Source organism: Sphingomonas sp. CFBP 13720, from assembly GCF_014842075.1.
In the GTDB taxonomy this organism is placed as follows: Bacteria; Pseudomonadota; Alphaproteobacteria; order Sphingomonadales; family Sphingomonadaceae; genus Sphingomonas.
Window position 1 is genome coordinate 76837 of the sequence record NZ_JACYVA010000005.1, and the last position, 19100, is coordinate 95936.

The following is a 19100-nucleotide window of genomic DNA, read 5'->3' on the forward strand; positions in this document are numbered from 1 at the left end:
TTCCGATGAAGACCGTCGCTTTCATGGCCGCGATGCTGCTCGGCACCGCCGCAATCGCACAGACTACCCCGCCGATGGCACCCACCGCCCCCGGCCAGACAATGCAGCCCGGCGCACCGATGGGACCGGACGCACCGCCGCCGCCGCCGACCGACGGCATGGCCCCGCCGGCACCTGGTACGCCCCCGGCCGATCCGATGGCACCACCGCCGCCGGCACCGGGTGCCCCGCCCGCCGACACGATGACGCCGCCCCCGCCGCCCCCGCCGATGACGGGCGCTCCCGGCGCGACCGGCGTGCAGTACGCGCCGCCGATGACAACGCCCGCACCGGCGCCGAAGGAAAGCTATCCGGTTTGTTCGCGCACCGTGCGTGACGGATGCCGGAACCCCGGCGGCAAGTAAGCCGACCAATTTCGGGCTTTAGAGAAAGCGTTCCGCCGGCGACGGCGGGGCGCTTTTTCGTTGTCCGCATCCCGTCGCCCCGCCCGTCGGTGCAGTACGCGGCCCCCTCCGGTACGCCGGTAATTACCGTATTGCCCATCCAACACACTGGTGTCATACTCCACCAATACAGGAGGTACGGGCATGTATAGTGAAACCGATCTGAGCGGTGCTGTGGAGGCAGGGATATTGTCGCCCGATGCCGCCGAAGCGCTGCGCAACCACGTCGCCCGCCAGCGTGCGACGCCGGTCGTCGACGAAGAGTCTTTTCGGCTGCTGACCGGGTTCAACGACATCTTCGTGTCGGTCGCGCTGGCACTGCTGCTGGTGTCGCTGGCGTGGATCGGCGGATCGATCACCGCGCCGCTCGGGGGGCTGGGCGTCGCGGGGGCGGCATGGTTCCTTGCCGAATATTTCACCGCGCGTCGCCGGATGGCACTGCCGAGCATCCTGCTGCTGCTCGCCTTCGTCGGTGGGGTTGCAGCCACGTTGGTCGGCGTGATGGTCGAACTCGATCCCGACTTCTCCGACCGGGTCAACGCCGTGATCGGTGCCGGGATCGGACTGGTCGCGGCGGGTGCGGCATGGGCGCACTGGAAGCGGTTCATGGTGCCGATCACGGTTGCGGCGGGCGCGCTCGCGCTGGTCGCGACGGTCGCAGGTCTGGCGCTGGCCGCCTTTCCGGGGCTGGAGGATCGCGTCTATCCGATCACGCTGCTCGGCGGTCTCGGCGTGTTCCTCGTCGCGATGCGTTGGGACATGTCCGATCGCGACCGGCGGACCCGGCGCAGTGACGTCGCCTTCTGGCTGCACCTCGTAGCCGCGCCGTTGATCGCGCATTCGCTGTTCCAGTTGCTGGGCGTGTTCGGCCCCAACGTCACGCTGCCGATGGCGGCGGTGGTGATCGCGCTGTACATCGGCTTCGGCATCGTCGCGCTGGCGGTCGATCGCCGCGCGCTGCTGGTGTCCAGTCTCGCCTACGTCCTCTACGCACTCTACGCGCTGTTCGAACAGGCCGGGGCGGTCGAGCTGTCCGCCGCCTTTACCGCGTTCGTCATCGGATCGGCGCTGCTGACGCTGTCGGTATTCTGGCAGCCGATGCGGCGGCGGGTGGTCGGTGCATTGGGTGGCTTCGGCCACCGTCTGCCTCCGGTGGCGCTCGCCTGAACCGCGTTACAAGGATGGATGGACGATGCGGCCCCGGGAAACCGGGGCCGTTTCCTATTCCTCGACCAGCTTCATCAACCGGCGTTCGACCGGTGCCAGGACCGGCCCCAGTTCCTGCCCGCGCTTCACCACCGCCCCAGCCTCGCCGATCAGCGCCCACATGCCCTGCCGGTTGCGCAGCGCCGGGCGTTTCTCGATGCGGAATTCGGGGCGCTCGGTCGCGCGGCGAAACGCGCTGAACACCGCCGCGTCCTTGCCCATGTCCATCGCATAGTCGCGCCAATGTCCCGCAGCGACCATCCGCCCGTATAGATCGAGGATGCGGGTCAGTTCGGCGCGATCGAACCCGACCTGTCCGGGCGTCTGCGGCATCGGAAAGGGGGTGACGGTGCCCATCAGGCGCGGTCGCGCTGGTCCTGCTGTTCGGCCAGCACCTCGTCCAGCCGCCGACGCAGCGTTTCCAGCTCGCAACGGAGCAATTCGATCCGTTGGGTCTGCGGATCGAACGTGTCGCGGCAAGGCGTTCCGTACGGCACGAACCGTGGATCGCCGCCCTGTCCGCCCTCGACCACCGTCGGACGTGCCGGGATACCGACGACCGTCGTCGCTTCGGGCACGCTTTTCGTCACCACCGCATTTGCACCGACCCGCGCGCGCGGGCCGATTACGATCGGTCCCAGCACCTGCGCGCCCGATCCGATGATCGCGCCATCGCTGATCGTCGGGTGCCGTTTGCCCGCGACGCCGTTGTCGGGACTGGTCCCGCCCAGCGTGACGTTTTGATAGATGGTGACGTCGTCGCCGATCTCGGCAGTCTCGCCGATCACGGTAAAGCCGTGGTCGATGAAGAAATTATGCCCGATCGTGGCACCCGGATGGATATCGATCGACGTCAGGAACCGCGACCAGTGATTGACCACCCGCGCCGCGAAATACCAGCGCGCGCGGAACAGCCGGTGGGCGACGCGATGATACGCCAGCGCCCACACCCCCGGATAAGTCAGGATTTCCATGCGCGACCGTGGCGCGGGGTCGCGCGCCTTGATCGAATCCACATAGCGCACCACGCGTGCGAGCATCCGCAATCCCCTTGAACTGCCGCCATATGTAGGCAGGCAGGGCCGTATCGCCAAGCCATGCTGTCAGCGTAACAAACCCTATGTATCTTGTAGGCATTTTGCTTTGCCGTCATCAGGGGGACCGCGACGTGCAGTGAAGGGACCGGAATGTTCGAAAACATCGACTGGGTGCGACTGTCGGAGTTCATCGCCGCCGGGTTCGCGGCCCAGATCGTCGACGGCGCGCTCGGCATGGCGTTCGGCGTTATCTCATCGACGCTGCTGGTCAGCGTGATCGGCGTCCCCCCCGCCACGGCATCCGCCAGCGTCCATCTGGTGGAATGTTTCACCACCGGCGTGTCGGGGTTGAGCCACGCGTTGCATCGCAACGTCAACTGGAAGCTGTTCTGGCGATTGCTGGTGCCGGGCGTCATCGGCGGCGTGACCGGCGCGTATCTGCTTTCCACGCTCGACGCATCGGTCACCCGGCCGTTCGTCATGACTTATCTGGCGGCGATCGGCGTCTACCTGCTGTGGCGCGGGCTGCGCCATCCGCCGACGCCGAAGGAGCCGAAGGTGATCGCACCGCTGGGGCTGATCGGCGGCTTCCTCGACGCGGCGGGCGGCGGCGGCTGGGGGCCGGTCGTGACGTCCAACCTGCTGGTACAGGGGGCCACGCCGCGCACCACGATCGGCACGGTCAACGCAGTCGAATTCTTCCTGACCGTCAGCATCTCTGCGACGTTCCTGATCCATCTGGGATTGAGCGCCTTCACCACCGCCGTTGCCGGACTGCTCATCGGCGGCGTGGTCGCCGCACCGTTCGGCGCGATGTTCGCGAAATATATCCCGGCAAGGACGCTGCTGGTGCTCGTCGGCACGGTGCTGACGATCACCAGCCTGTACAGCGTGTACCGCGCCCTGTCGTAAGGCCGGTCGGTAGAAGAATAGAGGTTTCACGCGAAGGCGCGAAGGCGCGGAGAGGCTCGTTCCGGGTAATCGATCGCGTAGCGATCCCGGACTCACCCCGTCGCAATCGAGTGCGAAGGTTTCGCTGTCGCGAGACGGCGGGAAGCCACCATCTCTCCGGGCCTTCGCGCCTTCGCGCCTTCGCGTGAAACATCTTCTGCTACCGTTTACGCAACGGCGGCGTGGATCGTCCCGACCGCCTGCATCACCGCGCCGATCCGTACCGCGCCCTGAATGACTTCGGCCTTCACGCCGTGCTTCTTCAGCACATCCTCATGCGCGTCGATGCACATGCCGCAGCCGTTCATCGCCGACACCGCCAAGCTGAATAGCTCGAAATCGACCTTGTCGATGCCAGGGGCCGCGATGACGTTCATCCGCAGCTTGGCGGGCAGATTGCCATATTCCTTGTTCTTCGCGAGGTGGACGAACCGGTAATAGACGTTGTTCATCGCCATCACCGCCGCCGCCGCACGCGCCGCATTGGCGGCTTCGGGTGACAGCTTGTCGGCCACTTCGGCTTCGGCCGCGTCGACCAGCGGCTTGTGCCCGGTCGCATGCGCGCAGGCGAGCATCGTCCCGAACTTCTTCTGCGGATCGAGCACGGTTTCGTTCAGCAGCGACCCGACGTTCAGCCGGATATCCTTGGCATAGTCGGGCAGTTGCCCGGCGAAATCCTTGAGCGACATCATCATTCTCCAAATGGCAGATACACGTCACCCCAGCGCAAGCCCGGGTCTCCCGGTGACGGAGAGACCCCGGCCTTCGCTGGGGTGACGCAGAAAAAGGGGGGCAGGCGTACGGCCCGCCCCCGTAAGATCAGGCCGCGACCTGCAGGACGTCGTCGCCCTTGTTCCAGTTGCACGGGCACAGTTCGTCGGTCTGGAGCGCGTCGAGCACACGCAGCGTTTCCTGCGGATTGCGGCCGACGTTCAGCCCGTTGACCTGCACCGCCTGGATCACGTTGTCGGGATCGATGATGAAGGTTGCGCGGAACGCGACATGCTCGTTCTTGTCGAGAATGCCGAGTGCACCGGCCAGCACCGCGCCATTGTCGGCGATCCACGGGAAATCGGCAGCGGCCAGATCGGGGTCCGACTTGCGCCATGCGAGGTGGACGTGCGCGGTGTCGGTCGATGCACCGATCAGCACGGCGTCGCGATCCTCGAAATCGCCCTTCAGTTCGCTGTAACCGACAATCTCGGTCGGGCAGACGAAGGTGAAATCCTTCGGCCAGTAGAACAGCACCTTCCACTTGCCGGGGAACGCGTCGTGGCTCAGCGTCTCGCCGGCGGGCAGTGCAGCAATGCCCTGCTGGACGGGAACGGTGAATTCGGGAAGCTTGTCGCCGACGGTCAGCATAGGGAAGCCCTTTCGTTGCGGTGCGTCGCAGCACCATGAATTGCTGCAATGCGCTATAGGGTACGGTTCGGACCGTTCAAATCGGAAATACCCTTGGGATCGATCGACGCAGTCGATAAATAGGCCGGCATGTCCACCTATCTGCCGACGCTGAAACAGCTTCAATATCTGGTCGCCTTGCATGATTCCGGGCATTTCGGCCGGGCGGCGGAAGCGACGTTCGTTACCCAGTCCACGCTGTCGGCGGGCATCCGCGAACTGGAAACGCTGATCGGCGTGGTCCTTGTCGAACGTACCCGCCGCGTGGTGCGCTTCACTCCGCTGGGCGACGCGATGGTGGCAAAGGCGCGCCGGGTATTGCGCGAGGCGGAGGAACTGACCGACATGGCGCGCGCGGCCGGGCGACCGCTGTCGGGCGACATGCGGATGAGCGTCATCCCGACGATCGCGCCGTTCCTGCTGCCCCGCCTGCTGCCGCGATTGCGCCGCGACTATCCCGATCTGAAGCTCTACCTGCGCGAGGAACCCAGCGCGGCGGCGTGCGAAGGGCTGAACCATGGCCGCACCGATTGCGTGCTGCTGGCGCTGCCCTATCATTGCGGCGAAGTAGAAACCGCACCGCTGTTCGACGATCGCCTGTTCCTCGCCGTGCCCGACAATGACGCGGGGGCGTCGGGCGGTCCGATGTTCGCCGACGATATCGATCCCCACCGGCTGCTGTTGCTGGAGGACGGTCATTGCCTGAAGGATCACGCGCTGCGGGCCTGCGAACAGCCCGAAGCGCGCGGACAGGCGACGATGATGGGAACGTCGCTGCACACGATCGTCCAGATGATCGACAACGGCCTTGGCACCACCATGTTGCCGCAAATGGCGATCGCAGCGGGTATCCTGGACAATACCCGCGTTACCGCACGCGCGATCGAATCGCCGAATGCGTCGCGGCGCATCGCGCTGGTATGGCGGCGCGCATCGCCGCGCGAACGCGACTTCCGGCTGTTGGCCGAGATACTGTCGGCGGACCAAGCCTGACCAGTCGCCGCGCTTTCCGGGAACCGTTTCGGTAGGCGAACCGTATTCCCCGGGTCGATGCGATCACGCATCGGACGATGTTCCACCGCAACCACCGGAGATCCCGATGATTCGCGCCACCATTTCCGCCGCCGCCCTTGCCATTGCGCTGGCAGGCACCGCCTCTGCCCAGACCGCACCCACCGCGCCGCCGCCGACCACGCCGACGGCCCAGCCTGCACAGCCCGGTACGCCCGCACAGCCCGGCGCCCCTGCCCAGCCGGGCGCGCCCGCCCAGCCCGGCACGACCGCGCAGCCCGCCGCCCCCGCCACCAACGCAGCGCCCGTGACCGTCGGCGGGGCACCGATGCTGCCGACCGCGACGATCGTGGCCAATGCGTCGAAGGCGAACAACCTGACCACGCTGGTCAAGGCGGTGCAGGCCGCCGGCCTCGCCGAAACGCTGTCCGGCCCGGGACCGTTCACCGTCTTCGCCCCCACCGACGAAGCGTTCGGCCGTCTCGCGCCCGGCACGCTCGACGCGCTGCTGAAGCCCGAGCAGAAGGCATCGCTGACCAAGCTGCTGACCTATCACGTCGTGGCGGGCAAGTTCGATGCGGCCGCGTTGCAGGCGCAGGTCCAGTCGGGCGGGGGCAAGGCGACGCTGACCACTGTCGAGGGCCAGCCGCTCACCGCCACGGTTGAAAACGGCGCGCTGGTGCTGACCGACGTCGGCGGCGGCAAGAGCTATGTCACGCAGTATGATGTGCAGCAGTCGAACGGCGTAGTGCACGTTGTGAACGGCGTACTCGCCCCGAAGCTGGGCTGACCGGTCGGGGACGGGCCACGGTCCGTCCCCCCCATTCCGCCTCCGCGCCGCTATCGCGCGTATCGGCCGTTATGGCATGGAACATTCGTTCGTACTGAGTAGCGACTGAGCGAAGTCGAAGGCGCGTATCGAAGCAGCGTGGCAGTTCTCACGCTATTTCGACAAGTTCGACGGCACTTGCGAGGAATGCGCACTCCTTAAATCGGCACGCGCTAGCGCCAGCGCTCCGCCGCTGCCGCATCGCTGTCGCGCGCCTCGACCCATGTCGCCGCCGCGCCACGCTGCTCGCGTTTCCAGAACGGCGCGCCGGTCTTCAACCGGTCGATCAGGAACGCGCAGGCTTCCAGCGCCGCGCCGCGATGCCGCGCGGTCGTCGCCACGAACACCACCCGGTCGCCGGGCACCATCGGGCCGACCCGGTGAACCACCGTTGCCCCCGCCAACGACCAACGCGCTACCGCCTGTTCGCATAATTTGGTCAGCGCACGCTCGGTCGCTCCCGGATAATGCTCCAGCGCCAGTTCGGTCACCCCGTCGTCGCCGCGTACCAGACCGGTAAAGCTGGCCACCGCCCCCGCATCGGCCTGTTCGGCAGCAGCGTGTTCGGCGGCGATGTCGATCGGTTCCGACTGGACGACGACGCGAATCATCCGCCGGTCACCGGGGGAAAGATTGCCACTTCGCGCGCGCCGACGATCGACGCGTCGTGATCGACGAACACCTGATCGACGGCGGCGCGCAACCGCGCCCTGTCGCGCAGCGCGGACGCATGCCCGTCGCTGCGCGTCACCAGCCAGTCGATCAGCGTCGCGACCGTGGTGACGTCGTCGGGCACTTCGACCGTCTCGGCCCCCGTCCCGATCGCTTCGCGCACCCATGCGAAATAGAGCAGATCGATTCGCATCAGCTGTCCATGTGCCGCAGGCCGATCCGCAGATAGTCCCATCCGGTGATCGCGGTCAGCGCCGCCGCCCCCCACAGGCACACCAGTCCGGTGACATGCACGAACGGATAGGCCGGCATCGCACCGGCAAGGATCAGCGCGCCGAACGCCACGAGTTGCAGCGTCGTCTTCCACTTCGCCAGTTTCGACACCGGCAACGACACCTGAATGCCCGCCAGAAACTCGCGCAGCCCCGATACCGCGATCTCGCGCAGCAGGATGGTCAGCGCGGCGATCAGGTGGATGCCGGTGATGATCGCCACGTCGTGCCGCGTACCGACCAGCATCAGGATCACCGCCGCCACCATGATCTTGTCGGCGATCGGATCGAGGAACACGCCCAGTTTCGACACCGTCCCCTGCGCGCGCGCGAGATAGCCGTCGAAATAATCGGTGATGCCCATCAGGCAGTACAGCGCGAAGGCCAGCGCATAGCCCGCATGCCACATCGGCCACCACAACAGGGCGACCAGCAGCGGAACCGCGAAGATACGCGACAGCGTCAATATATTGGGAAGCGTCAACACCCGAACCACTTAGCACCGCCTGTGTGACGGGAGAAAGGCCATTCGGCGATTGAAGCGGGCATGACGCCTCGGCTACACCGCCGCCAACACCCTTCGGGGGACATGGGACGGACCGGATATCGAATGGACAATGCGCTGGGGTTGCTGGGTCAGCGCCGTTTCCTGCCGTTGTTCGCCACCCAGTTCCTGGGCGCGTTCAACGACAATCTGTTCAAGACCGCGATGGTGCTGTTCGCCACCTACCAGTTGTTCAGCGACCCGGCGGGCGAACAGAATTTCAACGCGCTGGCCACCGGCCTGTCGATCGTGCCGTTCGTGCTGCTGTCCGCGCTGTCGGGGCAACTGGCGGACAATCACGACAAGGCGAAGATCATCCGCATCGTCAAGACGATCGAGATCGGGATCATGATCTATGGCGCGGCGGGCATGCTGGTCGCGCGGTCGGGGCATTCGACGGTCGGGCTGGTGATGATGTTGAGCGCGGTTGCCATGCTCGGCTGCCATTCGACCTTTTTCGGCCCGATCAAATACGCGATCCTGCCCCAGCATCTGAAGGATCATGAAGTGCTGGGCGGCACCGGGCTGGTCGAGGCCGCGACCTATCTGTCGATCCTGACCGGCACGATCGTCGCGGGCTATATCTCGGTCGAAACCGCCGCCGCGCTGGTCGTCGTCGTCGCGATTCTCGGCTGGTTCACCGGGCGGATGGTCCCGGCCGCGCCACGCGTCGGCCCCGAACTCAAGATCAACTACAACCCGTTCACCGCGTCATGGCACCTCGTGTCGGCGACGATGCACATCCGCCGGCTGTTCCTCGCCATCCTCGCGATCAGCTTCTTCTGGATGATCGGGTCGGTGCTGATCGTCACCTTTCCCGTGCTGGTCAAGAACGTGCTGACCGCCGACGAACGTGTCGCCTCGCTCACCATCGCGATCTTCTCGATCGGCGTGGCGATCGGGTCGCTCATCATCAACGCATTGCTGAAAAGCCGGATATCGGCGCGCTATTCGCCCGGATCGGTGATCGCGATGGCGGTATGCCTCGTCGCCTTCGCGCTGGAGGCAAAGGCGTGGACGCCCGCACCCCCCGGCAAACTGTACGGCGCGGTGGATTTCGTGACGCATCCGCAATCGCTGTTCGTCCTGCTGACGCTGGGGGCGATCGCCATCTTCGGCGGCATGTTCGTGGTTCCGCTCTACGCCTTCCTCACGACGACCGTGACGAAGGACCAGACCGCGCGCACCGTCGCGGCGAACAACGTGGTCAATTGCGCCGCGATGTCGTTCGGGGCGGTCGGGGTCATCCTGCTGACCCGTGCCGGTGTCGGGCCGACCGACATGCTGCTGATCGTGGCGGCGCTGTGCCTTGGATCGGCGTGGCTGGCATGGCGACTCCACCGCGCCTGCGACGATGGCTGCCCCGCCTAGTCCGGTCGCGCCCCCGATCGGCGCGACGTCAGATCAGGAACGTATAGAAGCAGACGAAGAACGCGGTGAAGCTGACCGCGAACAGCTTCAGCTCGCTTTCCTCCGCCGGCAGGGCGACGGCGCGCGGCAAGCGGGCGCGGAATGGGTGGCCTTGCGGGCGGATCTGATCGTGCGGCGTCATCATGCAACGTTAACGCCGCGTTAGGCATTTCGTCGCGCGGTGATTTGTCCGCCCGAGTCCGGTTACGGGACGCCGCCTACCCCGCTATCGCGTCCGCCGGCACCGTCCGGTCGAGATGCAGATAGGCCGGCGCGAACTGCGCCACCTCGCATAACCCGTCGAGGTCGAGGATCGTCAGCGTCCGTCCCGCCCATTCGATCAACCGTTCGCGACGAAGCTCCTGGACCATCCGGTTGACGTGGACCGGGGTCAGCCCGGTCGCTTCGCCGACATCGACCTGCGTCAGGGGAAATTCGCAGGTCCGCCCGACGCAGCGACCCATCAACCGCAACCGGAAATAGACCTCGCACAACAAGTGGGCGATCCGCTCCCGCGCCGTGCGCATGCCCAGCGTCGCGGTCCATTCGCGCTGCGTCGCGACGCAAACATGATCGTTCCACCAGATCGCGCGGGCGATCGCCGGATTCGTGCGGATCAGGTCGCTGACCGTTTCAGGCGCGACCTCCGCGATCGTCATCGGCGTAATCGCGCTGATCGAATGGTCGATGGCGGCCAGCACCTGCACATTGGCGTCGAACATGTCGCCCGGCAGCAGCAGCGCCAGTATCTGCCGCCGCCCGTCGCGCAACTGGCGATACCGGCATCCCCATCCTTCTAACAGGAAATGGACGCAGTGCGGCAAATGCCCCTCGGACACGACGTCACGACGTGCGGCGATCGTGCGCTGACGCTGGTCCAGCAACAAGTCGATCGACGTCCGGTCGGCATCCGCCAATCCCGAAAAAGCCAGCAGTCGTGTTCGACGTTCCAGAACCCGGTTCCCCAAGATGATAGGGGGAACCAGCTAGCGTTTGTTAGGGAACGCCACGATATACTGGTTTAATATCATTGCGGCCGTAACCGATTTGGTAGTCGCGCGGACCTTCGTGGACTTGGTCGCCCAAAACGAAAAACCCCGCATCGCTGCGGGGTTCTTTGGAAATGGTGGAGCCGAGGGGGATCGAACCCCTGACCTCTGCAATGCCATTGCAGCGCTCTCCCAGCTGAGCTACGGCCCCGAACCTTTTGCGTCGGGTTGCCATCGGCAATCCGTCCGCCTCCCCGCTGGCGGGGAAGGCGCCCTCTATGCAACGGGCGCCGGTTTGGCAAGCGCGTATCGACGCGCCTGCCATGAAAAAAGCGTCACCGCTCGGTATCGCTGTCCTCATCGGTGGTGTCGACGCCCAGATCGTCGTCGCCGCCCAGATCGACATCGTCGTCGGCCGACGGCTCGTCGTCGCCCTCGATATCCAGATCGTCGCCCAGATCGGCGTCCTTCGGACCTTCCTTCTCGACAGCCTTGACCTGTTCGAACGGCATCGGCTGCTTCGACTTCAGGATCGGTTCTGGATTCCAGTGCACGCCGCAATTGATGCAGGTGACGGGTTCGTCATTGCCGAGATCATAGAAGCGCGTCGCGCATTTCGGGCAGGTACGCTTCGTACCCCATTCCGGCTTCACCATGTGTAGCCCCAAGCCTTTCAGTGCTGTGGAAAAACGGAGCGACAAGCCCCGGATTGGCGCGCGCCTTGCCATAGCGGGCACGCGCTGTCAAAGCCGCCGGCCATGCATGGCTCCCCTCCCCGCCCCCTGTCGCTCGCTGCCAGCGGCCCGCTCACCGGCACGATCCCCGTTCCCGGCGACAAGTCGATCAGCCATCGTTCGCTGATGCTGTCGGCGCTCGCGGTCGGCACCAGCCGCGTCACCGGCCTGTTGGAGGGAGAGGACGTGCTCGCCACCGCCGCCGCGATGCGCGCGATGGGGGCGACGATCGTGCGCGGCGACGACGGGGTATGGACGATCGATGGCGTCGGCGTGGGTGGGTTGCTGCAACCCGCAGGCGCGCTCGACATGGGCAATTCGGGGACGTCCACCCGGCTGCTCATGGGGCTGGTTTCGTCGCATCCGATCACCGCGACCTTCACCGGCGACGCCTCGCTCAGCGGACGGCCGATGGGGCGGGTCATCGATCCGTTGCGTGCGATGGGCGCGGACATCACCGCCAGCCCCGGCGGTCGCCTGCCGTTGATGCTGCGAGGGATCGCGCCCGCCGTGCCGATCGACTATACGCTGCCGGTCGCCTCGGCACAGGTGAAGTCGGCGATCCTGCTGGCCGGCCTCAACACGCCGGGGATCACCCGCGTGGTCGAACCGGTCCCGACCCGCGACCATAGCGAACGCATGCTGAAGGGCTTCGGCGCGACGCTGACCGTCGAGCAGACTCCGACCGGCCGCGTGATCGAACTGCATGGCGAGGCGGAACTGCGGCCGCAGACGATCACCGTGCCGGGCGATCCATCGTCCGCCGCCTTCCCCGTCGTCGCGGCGCTGCTGGTGCCGGGCAGCGTGGTGACGGTTACGAATGTCGGGCTGAACCCGACGCGCGCCGGATTGTTCGACGTGCTGCGCGCGATGGGCGCGGACATAACGTACGCTAATGCGCGCGAGGTCGGTGGCGAATCGGTCGCCGATCTGGTCGTACGCGCGTCGACGCTGACCGGAATCACCGTCGATCCGGCCATCGCGCCGTCGATGATCGACGAGTTTCCCATCCTGTTCGTCGCCGCCGCGCTGGCGAAGGGGCGGACGGTAACGACCGGACTGGACGAACTGCGCGTCAAGGAAAGCGACCGCATCGCCACCATGGCGGAAGGGCTGCGCATGATCGGCGCGCGGGTGCAGGAAACCGAAGACGGCCTGATCATCGACGGCACCGGCGGCGATCCCCTGCCCGGCGGCGGCACGATCGCGGCGAAGCTGGATCACCGGATCGCGATGAGCTTCGTCGTCGCCGGCCTCGTCAGCAGCGCACCGGTCACGATCGACGACATGGCACCGGTCGCGACCAGCTTTCCCACCTTCACCACGCTGCTGCGCGATCTGGGCGCACCGTTGTGATTATCGCGGTCGACGGTCCCGCCGCGTCGGGCAAGGGTACGATCGCCCGCGCGCTGGCGCGGCATTACCGCCTGCCGCATCTCGATACCGGGCTGCTGTATCGCGCGGTCGCTGCCACCGTACTGCGGGAGGGGCTGGACCCGACGATCGAGGCCGATTGCGTCGCCGCCTGCGATTTCGACGATGCGTTGCTGGGCGATCCATGGCTGCGCACCGACGATGCCGGCAAGACCGCATCGATCGTGTCGGCGCATCCGCTGGTCCGCGCCGCGCTGCTCCACCGTCAGCGTCGCTTCGCTGCCCAGCCCGGTGGCGCGGTCCTCGACGGTCGCGATATCGGCACGGTCATCGCGCCCGATGCCGATGCGAAGCTGTTCGTGAAGGCGACTCCGTCGATCCGCGCCCGTCGCCGCCATCTCGAACTGGTGCGTTCGGGCGAGACGGTAACGTTCGACCGCGTCCTTGCCGACATCCGCGCGCGCGACGAACGCGATTCGGGCCGAGCTACCGCGCCGCTCGCCATGTCGCCCGACGCCGCGCCGCTCGACACCAGCTTCCTGTCGATCGAAGCCGCGATCGACCGCGCGATCGCGATCGTCGAGGGGCAGCGTGCCGGCTGACCCAACGGAGCGGACCGGCGCGTGCGGCGTTGACCGCGTATGAAGACCACGACCCCCGCCCCGCGCCACGACCTCCAGCAGGCCCGACTGGCGATCCGCATCGGTAAGCGTGCCCGGCTGACGGCCGACGTGGCGGTAACCGATCGCGGCCTGTTGGCGATCGGCGCGCTGGTGTCGGCGATCCTGTTGTCGACCGCGGTGGTCGTCCATGTCGCGCGAACAGGCGTTCGTTCGATCCGAAACGAATAGCCGCAGCGCTCCTGATCGTTTCGCTGCCGGTTTGAAACTGGCCGTTCGACGTGGACGGGTCTAGACGGCCGGCTAGAGTGGTTTCCGATCAGGTTGGATCACCGTCACGGCGGTGATTTCGGTTCGGGGCAAGGCGCGAGGAGGGAGCGATGCTGAAGCATCGTGACCGACGAGCAACGCCGGCCCGGATCGAAAGCACCCCGCTGCGAAGCAGGCGCCCGAAGGGCGATGACGGTGGTTCAAATTGGTCGAAAATCGCTCTAGCCCTTAAAGGTGAGGAACCTATGTCGCTGACCGCCCTGCTCGTTCCGACCTATCGCAACATGCTGCGCACGTTGAACGGATTGCTGGACAAGGCTGAACGGGACGCGCCCGATCGTGCCGAAAGCCTGCTTTCCGCGCGTCTTGCGCCCGATATGTTTCCGCTTGCCGCGCAACTCCGTTTCGCCGCCTATCAGGCGCAGGAAGCGACGTTCCGTCTGCGCGGAATCGAAATTCCGGCTTCGGTCCTCGCGGTCGCAGCCGAAGGACGCAATGCCGAAGCCGAACCGGGATCGCTGGCGGATGCGCGACACAGGATCGAAGCGGCGCTGTCGCATGTCGACGGACTGGGGGAGGACGCACTGGATGCCGGGGCCACCTTGCCGATCACGATCGAGCTTCCCGGCGGCATGACGTTCGACATGACCGGACAGGCGTTCGCGCGGGACTGGGCGTTACCGCAATTCTATTTCCATGTCGTAACCGCCTATGCGATCCTGCGGAACAATGGGATTGCGATCGGCAAGGGCGATTATGTCCCGCACATGTTCGCCTATCTCCGTCCCGAACCGGTTTCCCGCCCCTGATCCAGTTGCACAGGCCGCACCGCATCGGTTCATCGTTCGCGCCTTGTCCAGCAGCGTTCGATCGCCCTATGTCTGGCCAAACGCCGTACGCTAACGGCACATCGATGTCTCTTCCCAACCCGTCCGCGCACCGCCCGCCGGACCGTCAGCTTCGGACCCCGTCGCCCATGATTCCCGGATTCGACCTCCCCGCCTTCGTCGCCGCCACGCTGGCCGAGGATCTGGGCACCGGCGGCGACGTCACGTCGCAGGCGGTGATCCCGGCCGATGCCGTGTTTACCGGCGTGATGGACAGCCGCGACGCGATCACCGTCGCCGGCATCGCCATCGCCGAAGCGTTTTTCCGCCATCTCGACCCCGCCGTATTGATCGACCGGCTGGTCGCGGACGGCGACCGGGTAGCGGCGGGCACCGAATTGCTGCGGCTGCGCGGCAATGCCCGCGCGCTGCTCACCGCCGAGCGATCGGCGCTCAACACCGTGCAGCACCTGTCGGGCATCGCCACGCTGACCACCACCTATGTCGATGCGATCGCGGGGACCGGTGCGACGCTGCTGGACACGCGCAAGACCATTCCCGGACTGCGCCGGATCGAGAAATACGCGACGCGGATGGGCGGCGCGACCAACCATCGCATCGGGCTGTGGGACGCAGCGATGATCAAGGACAATCACGTCGCCGTCGCCGGATCGGTGGGGGAGGCGACCGCCCGCGCCAAGGCGGCGGGGATCGAACGGATCATCGTGGAGGTCGATCGCATCGACCAGATCGAACCCGCTTTGTCCGCCGGTGCGACGCACCTGCTGCTCGACAACATGCCCCCGGCGATGCTGCGCGATGCGGTGGCGCTGGTCGCCGGTCGCGTCCCTACCGAGGCGTCGGGTGGCGTCCGGCTCGACACCATCCGCGCGATTGCGGAGACCGGCGTGACCTATGTCAGCGTCGGGCGACTGACCCAATCGGCACCCGCCGCCGACATCGGACTGGATTTCACGCTCGACGCCGCCGCACCCGCGCGGGCATGATCGGGCCGGGGCTTCATCAGGGGGAAACCATGCGTCCGCCATCGATCGTCCGGTTCGACCGGCTCTACCTTGCCGCCATCGCCATCGGGCTGGTCGGCAGCATCCTCGAATGGCCGGTAACGACCGCGCGGATCGCGTCGCAGCCCGAAACGGCGGCGCTGGGCGGTGCGGCTTCGGCCGTTGCCGCCGCGATGCTGGCGGTCGGCACGCTGCTCTCGCTGCTGCTGTGGTATCTGGCCGCCCGTCGCGCGGTCACCGTCGCCAAATGGGTGATCGTCGCCTTCACCGCGATTTCGGTCGTCGGGCTGCTGCTGTCGATCGCGAACGGCTATGTCCTGACCGACGCGGCGGGGATCGCGCGGATGGTCGCGGTGGTGTTGCAGGTCGTGGCGACCGTGAACCTGTTCCGGCCCGATGCCGTCGCATGGTTCGCGCCGATGGGCGAAGGTAACGACCGATGAAGCGCATCCTCTTTCTTCTCGCCGCGCTGCTGACGCCCGCGCTGGCGTCCGCACAGGCGCTGCAATGCACCGCGCCCCGTCAGATCGACCGACCGCGCGCCGATCTTCCCTCCCCGTCGCAGCCGCGCCGCGTCCTGCCGATCGGCGGCTATACGCTGGCGATCACGTGGAGCCCGGGATATTGCCGCACCCGTGGCGACGATCCGCGCGCGGCGTTCCAGTGCGGCGACAACGTCTTCGGCTTTACGCTTCACGGACTGTGGCCGGACGGCACGGGCAAGGCGTGGCCGCAATATTGCCGCCCCGCCCCCATCCTGTCCGAAGCGGAAGTGCGCCGGAACCTGTGCGTCACGCCGTCCGCGCAGCTTCTCCAGCATGAATATGCCAAGCACGGGACATGCATGGGCGTGACGCCGGCCGCCTATTTCAACGAATCGCGCACCATGTTCCAGCGGTTGCGCTTTCCCGACATGGCCGCCCTGTCGCGCCGTCCCGGACTGACCGCCGGACAATTGGCGGCGGCGATCGCCCGTGCCAATCCGGGCATCACCGCCGAAGGAATGCGGATCACCACCGACAAGCGCGGCTGGCTGGACGAAGTGTGGATCTGTCTCGACCGGCAACGCCGCTACGCTCGCTGCCCGGCGCATCAGGGTGGCGTGTCAGCGTCGACCCCGGTCAAGATCTGGCGCGGATCAGCCCTCTCCCAGCCCGGGCGCGGCACGGCCGGACGGGGCGGCGGCCGTGGCAAAGCGGATCGGGGTGCGCACGCCGGGGACTGAACCGCCGCCCGGACGCGCCGCATCGATCACCATGCCGCGTGCCCGGATCTGCGGATCGGCCAGCGCCTCCGCGACGGTGTTGATCGGGCCGGCGGGAACTGCGATCCGCTCCAGCGCGGCAAGGATGTCGTCGCGTCGCCAGCGGCGGGTCGCGTCCTCGATCATCGCGGTTACCCGCTCGCGCTGCGCCACCCGACCGCGATTGGTGGCGAGCGCCGGATCGTCGGCCAGCCCCAGCAACGCCCACACGCGACGGAACTGCGCGTCATTGCCGGTGGCGAGGATGAACCAGCCGTCGCTGGCAGGGAACACCGCATAGGGCACGATATTGGGATGGGCATTCCCCATCCGGCGCGGGTCGATACCGGACGACAGGCAATTCATCGCCTGATTGGCCAGCGTGCCGACCATCGTGTCGAACAGCGCCATGTCGATCCATGTGCCGACCCCGGTCGTCTCACGCTCGCGCAGCGCCGCCTGGATGCCGATCACCGCATACAGCCCGGTCAGGATATCGGCATAGGCAACGCCGATCTTCTGCGGCGCGCCATCGGGTTCGCCGGTCAGGTTCATGATCCCGCTCATCCCCTGCACGATGAAGTCGTATCCGGCGCGCGTGGCGTACGGACCGTCCTGCCCGAACCCGGTGATCGAGCAATAGACCAGCCGGGGATTGATTGCGCGGAGCGAAGCGTAATCGAGGCCATAGCGCGCCAGCCCGCCGACCTTGAAATTCTCGATCAGCACATCGGCGTCGGCGACCAGCGCGCGGACCTCCGCCTGTCCTTCCGCCGTGGCGAAATCGATTACGCGCGACGATTTGCCGCGATTGGCGCTGTGGAAATAGGCGGCATCCTGCGTGCCGTCGCCATTGTCGATGAACGGCGGTCCCCAATGCCGCGTATCGTCGCCCGCCGGGCTTTCGACCTTGACGACATCGGCCCCCAGATCCGCCAGCACCTGCCCCGCCCATGGCCCGGCCAGAATACGCGCCAGCTCGATCACCTTCACCCCGGCAAGCGGCAGCCCGGTCATCAGAACGCGGCGATGCCGGTGATGGCACGCCCGAGGATCAGCGCGTGAACGTCGTGCGCACCTTCATATGTATTGACGGTTTCGAGGTTCATCATGTGCCGCATCACATGATATTCGCCTGAAATGCCGTTGCCGCCATGCATGTCGCGGCTGGCCCGCGCGATATCCAGCGCCTTGCCGACATTGTTGCGCTTGATCAGGCTGACCATCTCCGGTGCGAACCGGCCTTCGTCCATCAGCCGCCCGACGCGCAGGCTCGCCTGCAACCCCAGCGCGATCTCCGTTTCCATATCCGCCAGCTTCTTCTGGAACAGTTGCCGCCCGGCCAGAGGCGTGCCGAACTGCTTGCGGTCCAGTCCATATTGCCGGGCGGCGTGCATGCAGAACTCCGCCGCACCCAGCACGCCCCAGCTGATGCCGTAGCGCGCGCGATTGAGACAGCCGAACGGCCCTTTCAGCCCCTGCACATGCGGCAACAGCGCATCGTCGCCGACCTCGACCTCGTCCATCAGGATCATGCCGGTGACCGACGCGCGCAGCGACAGCTTGCCGTCGATCTTGGGCGCGACAAGCCCTTTCAACCCCTTGGTCAACAGGAAGCCGCGAATCGCACCGTCATGTTCGTCGGACTTCGCCCATACGACGAACACGTCGGCGATCGGCGAATTGCTGATCCACGTCTTCGCGCCGGAGATCACGTAGCCGCCATCGACGCGGCGTGCGCGCGTCGTCATCGCGGCGGGGTCCGACCCGGCATCGGGTTCGGTAAGCCCGAAGCAGCCGATATATTCGCCCGACGCCAGCTTGGGCAGGAACGCCTGTTTTTGCGCCTCCGATCCATAGGCGTTGATCGGATACATCACGAGGCTGGACTGGACGCTCATCATCGAACGATAGCCCGAATCGACGCGCTCGACTTCGCGCGCGACAAGACCGTACGACACGTATCCTGCACCGACGCCGCCATATTCGGCTGGAATCGTCGGGCCGAGCAGCCCCAGTTCGCCCATCTCGCGGAAGATTTCGGGATCGGTATGTTCATGCTGGAACGCATCGACGATGCGCGGCGCCAGCCGGTCCTGCGCATAGGCGCGCGCCGTGTCGCGGATCATCCGCTCCTCGTCGGTCAGCTGATCGTCGAGCAGGAACGGGTCCGCCCAATCGAACCGTGCCATGCCTGAAGCCGCGTCCGCCATCCGGTCCTCCATCCTTGATGCCCCCGGCA

General features: G+C 66.4%; 25 protein-coding genes and 1 tRNA gene. 13 read left to right on the top strand and 13 right to left on the bottom strand.

Annotated features, from left to right (window positions below):
• The first annotated feature begins 5 nt into the window (after window positions 1-5).
• Together IFT55_RS11745 and IFT55_RS11750 are read left to right on the top strand one after the other, a co-directional pair.
• Window positions 6-404, top strand: a complete 399-nt coding sequence (locus IFT55_RS11745) for a Fe-S oxidoreductase (protein ID WP_192092244.1) — start codon at window positions 6-8, stop codon at window positions 402-404.
• A gap of 183 nt (window positions 405-587) precedes the next feature.
• Entirely contained in the window at window positions 588-1610 is a 1023-nt protein-coding gene (locus IFT55_RS11750; RefSeq protein WP_192092246.1) for a hypothetical protein, read from the top strand.
• Window positions 1611-1664: 54 nt separating this feature from the next.
• Here the strand turns inward: IFT55_RS11750 and IFT55_RS11755 are convergent, their stop codons facing one another.
• Entirely contained in the window at window positions 1665-2006 is a 342-nt protein-coding gene (locus tag IFT55_RS11755; RefSeq protein WP_192092248.1) for a DUF2794 domain-containing protein, read from the bottom strand.
• Window positions 2006-2689 (bottom strand): serine O-acetyltransferase EpsC, encoded by a 684-nt coding sequence (epsC, locus tag IFT55_RS11760; RefSeq protein WP_192092250.1) that lies wholly within the window; start codon window positions 2687-2689, stop codon window positions 2006-2008. The genes IFT55_RS11755 and epsC overlap by 1 nt, the downstream gene beginning before the upstream one ends.
• A 147-nt stretch (window positions 2690-2836) precedes the next feature.
• On the opposite strand from epsC, the gene IFT55_RS11765 reads away from it, so the two are divergent.
• Window positions 2837-3598, top strand: a complete 762-nt coding sequence (locus tag IFT55_RS11765) for a sulfite exporter TauE/SafE family protein (RefSeq protein ID WP_192092252.1) — start codon at window positions 2837-2839, stop codon at window positions 3596-3598.
• 206 nt (window positions 3599-3804) lie between these two features.
• Here IFT55_RS11765 and IFT55_RS11770 read toward each other — a convergent pair whose 3' ends face one another.
• Complete coding sequence (locus tag IFT55_RS11770) at window positions 3805-4326, bottom strand: carboxymuconolactone decarboxylase family protein (protein ID WP_192092255.1); 522 nt, start codon at window positions 4324-4326, stop codon at window positions 3805-3807.
• Between the two features lie 130 nt (window positions 4327-4456).
• Window positions 4457-4999 (bottom strand): peroxiredoxin, encoded by a 543-nt coding sequence (locus IFT55_RS11775; RefSeq protein ID WP_192092257.1) that lies wholly within the window; start codon window positions 4997-4999, stop codon window positions 4457-4459.
• 129 nt (window positions 5000-5128) lie between these two features.
• On the opposite strand from IFT55_RS11775, the gene IFT55_RS11780 reads away from it, so the two are divergent.
• Together IFT55_RS11780 and IFT55_RS11785 are read left to right on the top strand one after the other, a co-directional pair.
• Window positions 5129-6031 (top strand): hydrogen peroxide-inducible genes activator, encoded by a 903-nt coding sequence (locus IFT55_RS11780; RefSeq protein WP_192092259.1) that lies wholly within the window; start codon window positions 5129-5131, stop codon window positions 6029-6031.
• A 106-nt stretch (window positions 6032-6137) separates the two neighbouring features.
• Complete coding sequence (locus tag IFT55_RS11785) at window positions 6138-6839, top strand: fasciclin domain-containing protein (RefSeq protein ID WP_192092261.1); 702 nt, start codon at window positions 6138-6140, stop codon at window positions 6837-6839.
• A 212-nt stretch (window positions 6840-7051) separates the two neighbouring features.
• On the opposite strand, the gene IFT55_RS11790 is transcribed toward IFT55_RS11785, so the two are convergent.
• From IFT55_RS11790 to pgsA, 3 genes are read right to left on the bottom strand one after another with little or no spacing between them, the layout of a single operon-like run.
• Window positions 7052-7489, bottom strand: coding sequence for a molybdenum cofactor biosynthesis protein MoaE (locus tag IFT55_RS11790; RefSeq protein WP_192092262.1), 438 nt, complete (start codon window positions 7487-7489; stop codon window positions 7052-7054).
• Complete coding sequence (gene moaD / locus IFT55_RS11795; protein ID WP_192092263.1) at window positions 7486-7743, bottom strand: molybdopterin converting factor subunit 1; 258 nt, start codon at window positions 7741-7743, stop codon at window positions 7486-7488. The genes IFT55_RS11790 and moaD overlap by 4 nt, the downstream gene beginning before the upstream one ends.
• Window positions 7743-8309, bottom strand: a complete 567-nt coding sequence (gene pgsA / locus IFT55_RS11800) for a CDP-diacylglycerol--glycerol-3-phosphate 3-phosphatidyltransferase (RefSeq protein WP_192092265.1) — start codon at window positions 8307-8309, stop codon at window positions 7743-7745. Before pgsA ends, moaD begins: the two co-directional genes overlap by 1 nt.
• A 123-nt stretch (window positions 8310-8432) precedes the next feature.
• Between pgsA and IFT55_RS11805 the strand changes: the two genes are divergently transcribed.
• Entirely contained in the window at window positions 8433-9737 is a 1305-nt protein-coding gene (locus IFT55_RS11805) for an MFS transporter (RefSeq protein WP_192092267.1), read from the top strand.
• 28 nt (window positions 9738-9765) lie between these two features.
• On the opposite strand, the gene IFT55_RS11810 is transcribed toward IFT55_RS11805, so the two are convergent.
• From IFT55_RS11810 to IFT55_RS11825, 4 genes are all read right to left on the bottom strand, one after another.
• Window positions 9766-9918 (bottom strand): hypothetical protein, encoded by a 153-nt coding sequence (locus IFT55_RS11810; protein WP_192092269.1) that lies wholly within the window; start codon window positions 9916-9918, stop codon window positions 9766-9768.
• 76 nt (window positions 9919-9994) lie between these two features.
• The gene (locus tag IFT55_RS11815) at window positions 9995-10693 is read right to left on the bottom strand and encodes a Crp/Fnr family transcriptional regulator (RefSeq protein WP_192092271.1); all 699 of its coding nucleotides are present in this window, start codon (window positions 10691-10693) and stop codon (window positions 9995-9997) included.
• Between the two features lie 207 nt (window positions 10694-10900).
• A tRNA-Ala gene (locus IFT55_RS11820) sits at window positions 10901-10976 on the bottom strand.
• 124 nt (window positions 10977-11100) lie between these two features.
• Entirely contained in the window at window positions 11101-11421 is a 321-nt protein-coding gene (locus IFT55_RS11825; protein WP_192092272.1) for a TIGR02300 family protein, read from the bottom strand.
• A gap of 102 nt (window positions 11422-11523) precedes the next feature.
• On the opposite strand from IFT55_RS11825, the gene aroA reads away from it, so the two are divergent.
• The 7 genes from aroA to IFT55_RS11860 all read left to right on the top strand — a co-directional run bounded on the left by aroA (window position 11524) and on the right by IFT55_RS11860 (window position 16840).
• Window positions 11524-12855 carry a 3-phosphoshikimate 1-carboxyvinyltransferase gene (gene aroA, locus IFT55_RS11830; RefSeq protein ID WP_192092274.1) on the top strand — a complete coding sequence of 444 codons (1332 nt, stop codon included), beginning with the start codon at window positions 11524-11526 and terminating at the stop codon, window positions 12853-12855.
• The gene (locus tag IFT55_RS11835; protein WP_192092276.1) at window positions 12852-13475 is read left to right on the top strand and encodes a (d)CMP kinase; all 624 of its coding nucleotides are present in this window, start codon (window positions 12852-12854) and stop codon (window positions 13473-13475) included. Before aroA ends, IFT55_RS11835 begins: the two co-directional genes overlap by 4 nt.
• 39 nt (window positions 13476-13514) lie before the next feature.
• Window positions 13515-13724 (top strand): hypothetical protein, encoded by a 210-nt coding sequence (locus IFT55_RS11840; RefSeq protein ID WP_192092278.1) that lies wholly within the window; start codon window positions 13515-13517, stop codon window positions 13722-13724.
• Between the two features lie 284 nt (window positions 13725-14008).
• Window positions 14009-14572, top strand: coding sequence for a DUF1993 domain-containing protein (locus tag IFT55_RS11845; protein ID WP_192092280.1), 564 nt, complete (start codon window positions 14009-14011; stop codon window positions 14570-14572).
• Window positions 14573-14739: 167 nt separating this feature from the next.
• Entirely contained in the window at window positions 14740-15597 is an 858-nt protein-coding gene (gene nadC, locus IFT55_RS11850; RefSeq protein WP_192092282.1) for a carboxylating nicotinate-nucleotide diphosphorylase, read from the top strand.
• Window positions 15598-15626: 29 nt separating this feature from the next.
• Window positions 15627-16058 (top strand): hypothetical protein, encoded by a 432-nt coding sequence (locus IFT55_RS11855; RefSeq protein WP_192092284.1) that lies wholly within the window; start codon window positions 15627-15629, stop codon window positions 16056-16058.
• Window positions 16055-16840, top strand: a complete 786-nt coding sequence (locus tag IFT55_RS11860; RefSeq protein WP_192092287.1) for a ribonuclease T2 — start codon at window positions 16055-16057, stop codon at window positions 16838-16840. Before IFT55_RS11855 ends, IFT55_RS11860 begins: the two co-directional genes overlap by 4 nt.
• On the opposite strand, the gene IFT55_RS11865 is transcribed toward IFT55_RS11860, so the two are convergent.
• Complete coding sequence (locus IFT55_RS11865; RefSeq protein ID WP_192092289.1) at window positions 16754-17875, bottom strand: CaiB/BaiF CoA transferase family protein; 1122 nt, start codon at window positions 17873-17875, stop codon at window positions 16754-16756. The two genes, IFT55_RS11860 and IFT55_RS11865, sit on opposite strands and share 87 nt — an antisense overlap.
• On the bottom strand, window positions 17875-19071 hold the full coding sequence (locus IFT55_RS11870; RefSeq protein WP_249403787.1) for an acyl-CoA dehydrogenase: 1197 nt from the start codon (window positions 19069-19071) through the stop codon (window positions 17875-17877). The genes IFT55_RS11865 and IFT55_RS11870 overlap by 1 nt, the downstream gene beginning before the upstream one ends.
• Between the last annotated feature and the right edge of the window lie 29 nt (window positions 19072-19100).

What these genes read in the sequence shown, in the direction of transcription:
- IFT55_RS11855 (WP_192092284.1), top strand. Translation starts at nt 15,627, where the DNA reads ATGCGTCCGCCATCGATCGTCCGGTTCGACCGGCTCTACCTTGCCGCC.
- IFT55_RS11750 (WP_192092246.1), top strand. Translation starts at nt 588, where the DNA reads ATGTATAGTGAAACCGATCTGAGCGGTGCTGTGGAGGCAGGGATATTG.
- IFT55_RS11825 (WP_192092272.1), bottom strand. Translation starts at nt 11,421, where the DNA reads ATGGTGAAGCCGGAATGGGGTACGAAGCGTACCTGCCCGAAATGCGCG.
- IFT55_RS11755 (WP_192092248.1), bottom strand. Translation starts at nt 2,006, where the DNA reads ATGGGCACCGTCACCCCCTTTCCGATGCCGCAGACGCCCGGACAGGTC.
- IFT55_RS11770 (WP_192092255.1), bottom strand. Translation starts at nt 4,326, where the DNA reads ATGTCGCTCAAGGATTTCGCCGGGCAACTGCCCGACTATGCCAAGGAT.
- IFT55_RS11775 (WP_192092257.1), bottom strand. Translation starts at nt 4,999, where the DNA reads ATGCTGACCGTCGGCGACAAGCTTCCCGAATTCACCGTTCCCGTCCAG.
- IFT55_RS11790 (WP_192092262.1), bottom strand. Translation starts at nt 7,489, where the DNA reads ATGATTCGCGTCGTCGTCCAGTCGGAACCGATCGACATCGCCGCCGAA.
- IFT55_RS11865 (WP_192092289.1), bottom strand. Translation starts at nt 17,875, where the DNA reads ATGACCGGGCTGCCGCTTGCCGGGGTGAAGGTGATCGAGCTGGCGCGT.
- aroA (WP_192092274.1), top strand. Translation starts at nt 11,524, where the DNA reads ATGCATGGCTCCCCTCCCCGCCCCCTGTCGCTCGCTGCCAGCGGCCCG.
- epsC (WP_192092250.1), bottom strand. Translation starts at nt 2,689, where the DNA reads ATGCTCGCACGCGTGGTGCGCTATGTGGATTCGATCAAGGCGCGCGAC.
- IFT55_RS11765 (WP_192092252.1), top strand. Translation starts at nt 2,837, where the DNA reads ATGTTCGAAAACATCGACTGGGTGCGACTGTCGGAGTTCATCGCCGCC.
- moaD (WP_192092263.1), bottom strand. Translation starts at nt 7,743, where the DNA reads ATGCGAATCGATCTGCTCTATTTCGCATGGGTGCGCGAAGCGATCGGG.
- IFT55_RS11870 (WP_249403787.1), bottom strand. Translation starts at nt 19,071, where the DNA reads ATGGCGGACGCGGCTTCAGGCATGGCACGGTTCGATTGGGCGGACCCG.
- IFT55_RS11860 (WP_192092287.1), top strand. Translation starts at nt 16,055, where the DNA reads ATGAAGCGCATCCTCTTTCTTCTCGCCGCGCTGCTGACGCCCGCGCTG.
- IFT55_RS11780 (WP_192092259.1), top strand. Translation starts at nt 5,129, where the DNA reads ATGTCCACCTATCTGCCGACGCTGAAACAGCTTCAATATCTGGTCGCC.
- IFT55_RS11785 (WP_192092261.1), top strand. Translation starts at nt 6,138, where the DNA reads ATGATTCGCGCCACCATTTCCGCCGCCGCCCTTGCCATTGCGCTGGCA.
- IFT55_RS11845 (WP_192092280.1), top strand. Translation starts at nt 14,009, where the DNA reads ATGTCGCTGACCGCCCTGCTCGTTCCGACCTATCGCAACATGCTGCGC.
- IFT55_RS11745 (WP_192092244.1), top strand. Translation starts at nt 6, where the DNA reads ATGAAGACCGTCGCTTTCATGGCCGCGATGCTGCTCGGCACCGCCGCA.
- IFT55_RS11840 (WP_192092278.1), top strand. Translation starts at nt 13,515, where the DNA reads ATGAAGACCACGACCCCCGCCCCGCGCCACGACCTCCAGCAGGCCCGA.
- nadC (WP_192092282.1), top strand. Translation starts at nt 14,740, where the DNA reads ATGATTCCCGGATTCGACCTCCCCGCCTTCGTCGCCGCCACGCTGGCC.
- IFT55_RS11810 (WP_192092269.1), bottom strand. Translation starts at nt 9,918, where the DNA reads ATGACGCCGCACGATCAGATCCGCCCGCAAGGCCACCCATTCCGCGCC.
- IFT55_RS11805 (WP_192092267.1), top strand. Translation starts at nt 8,433, where the DNA reads ATGGACAATGCGCTGGGGTTGCTGGGTCAGCGCCGTTTCCTGCCGTTG.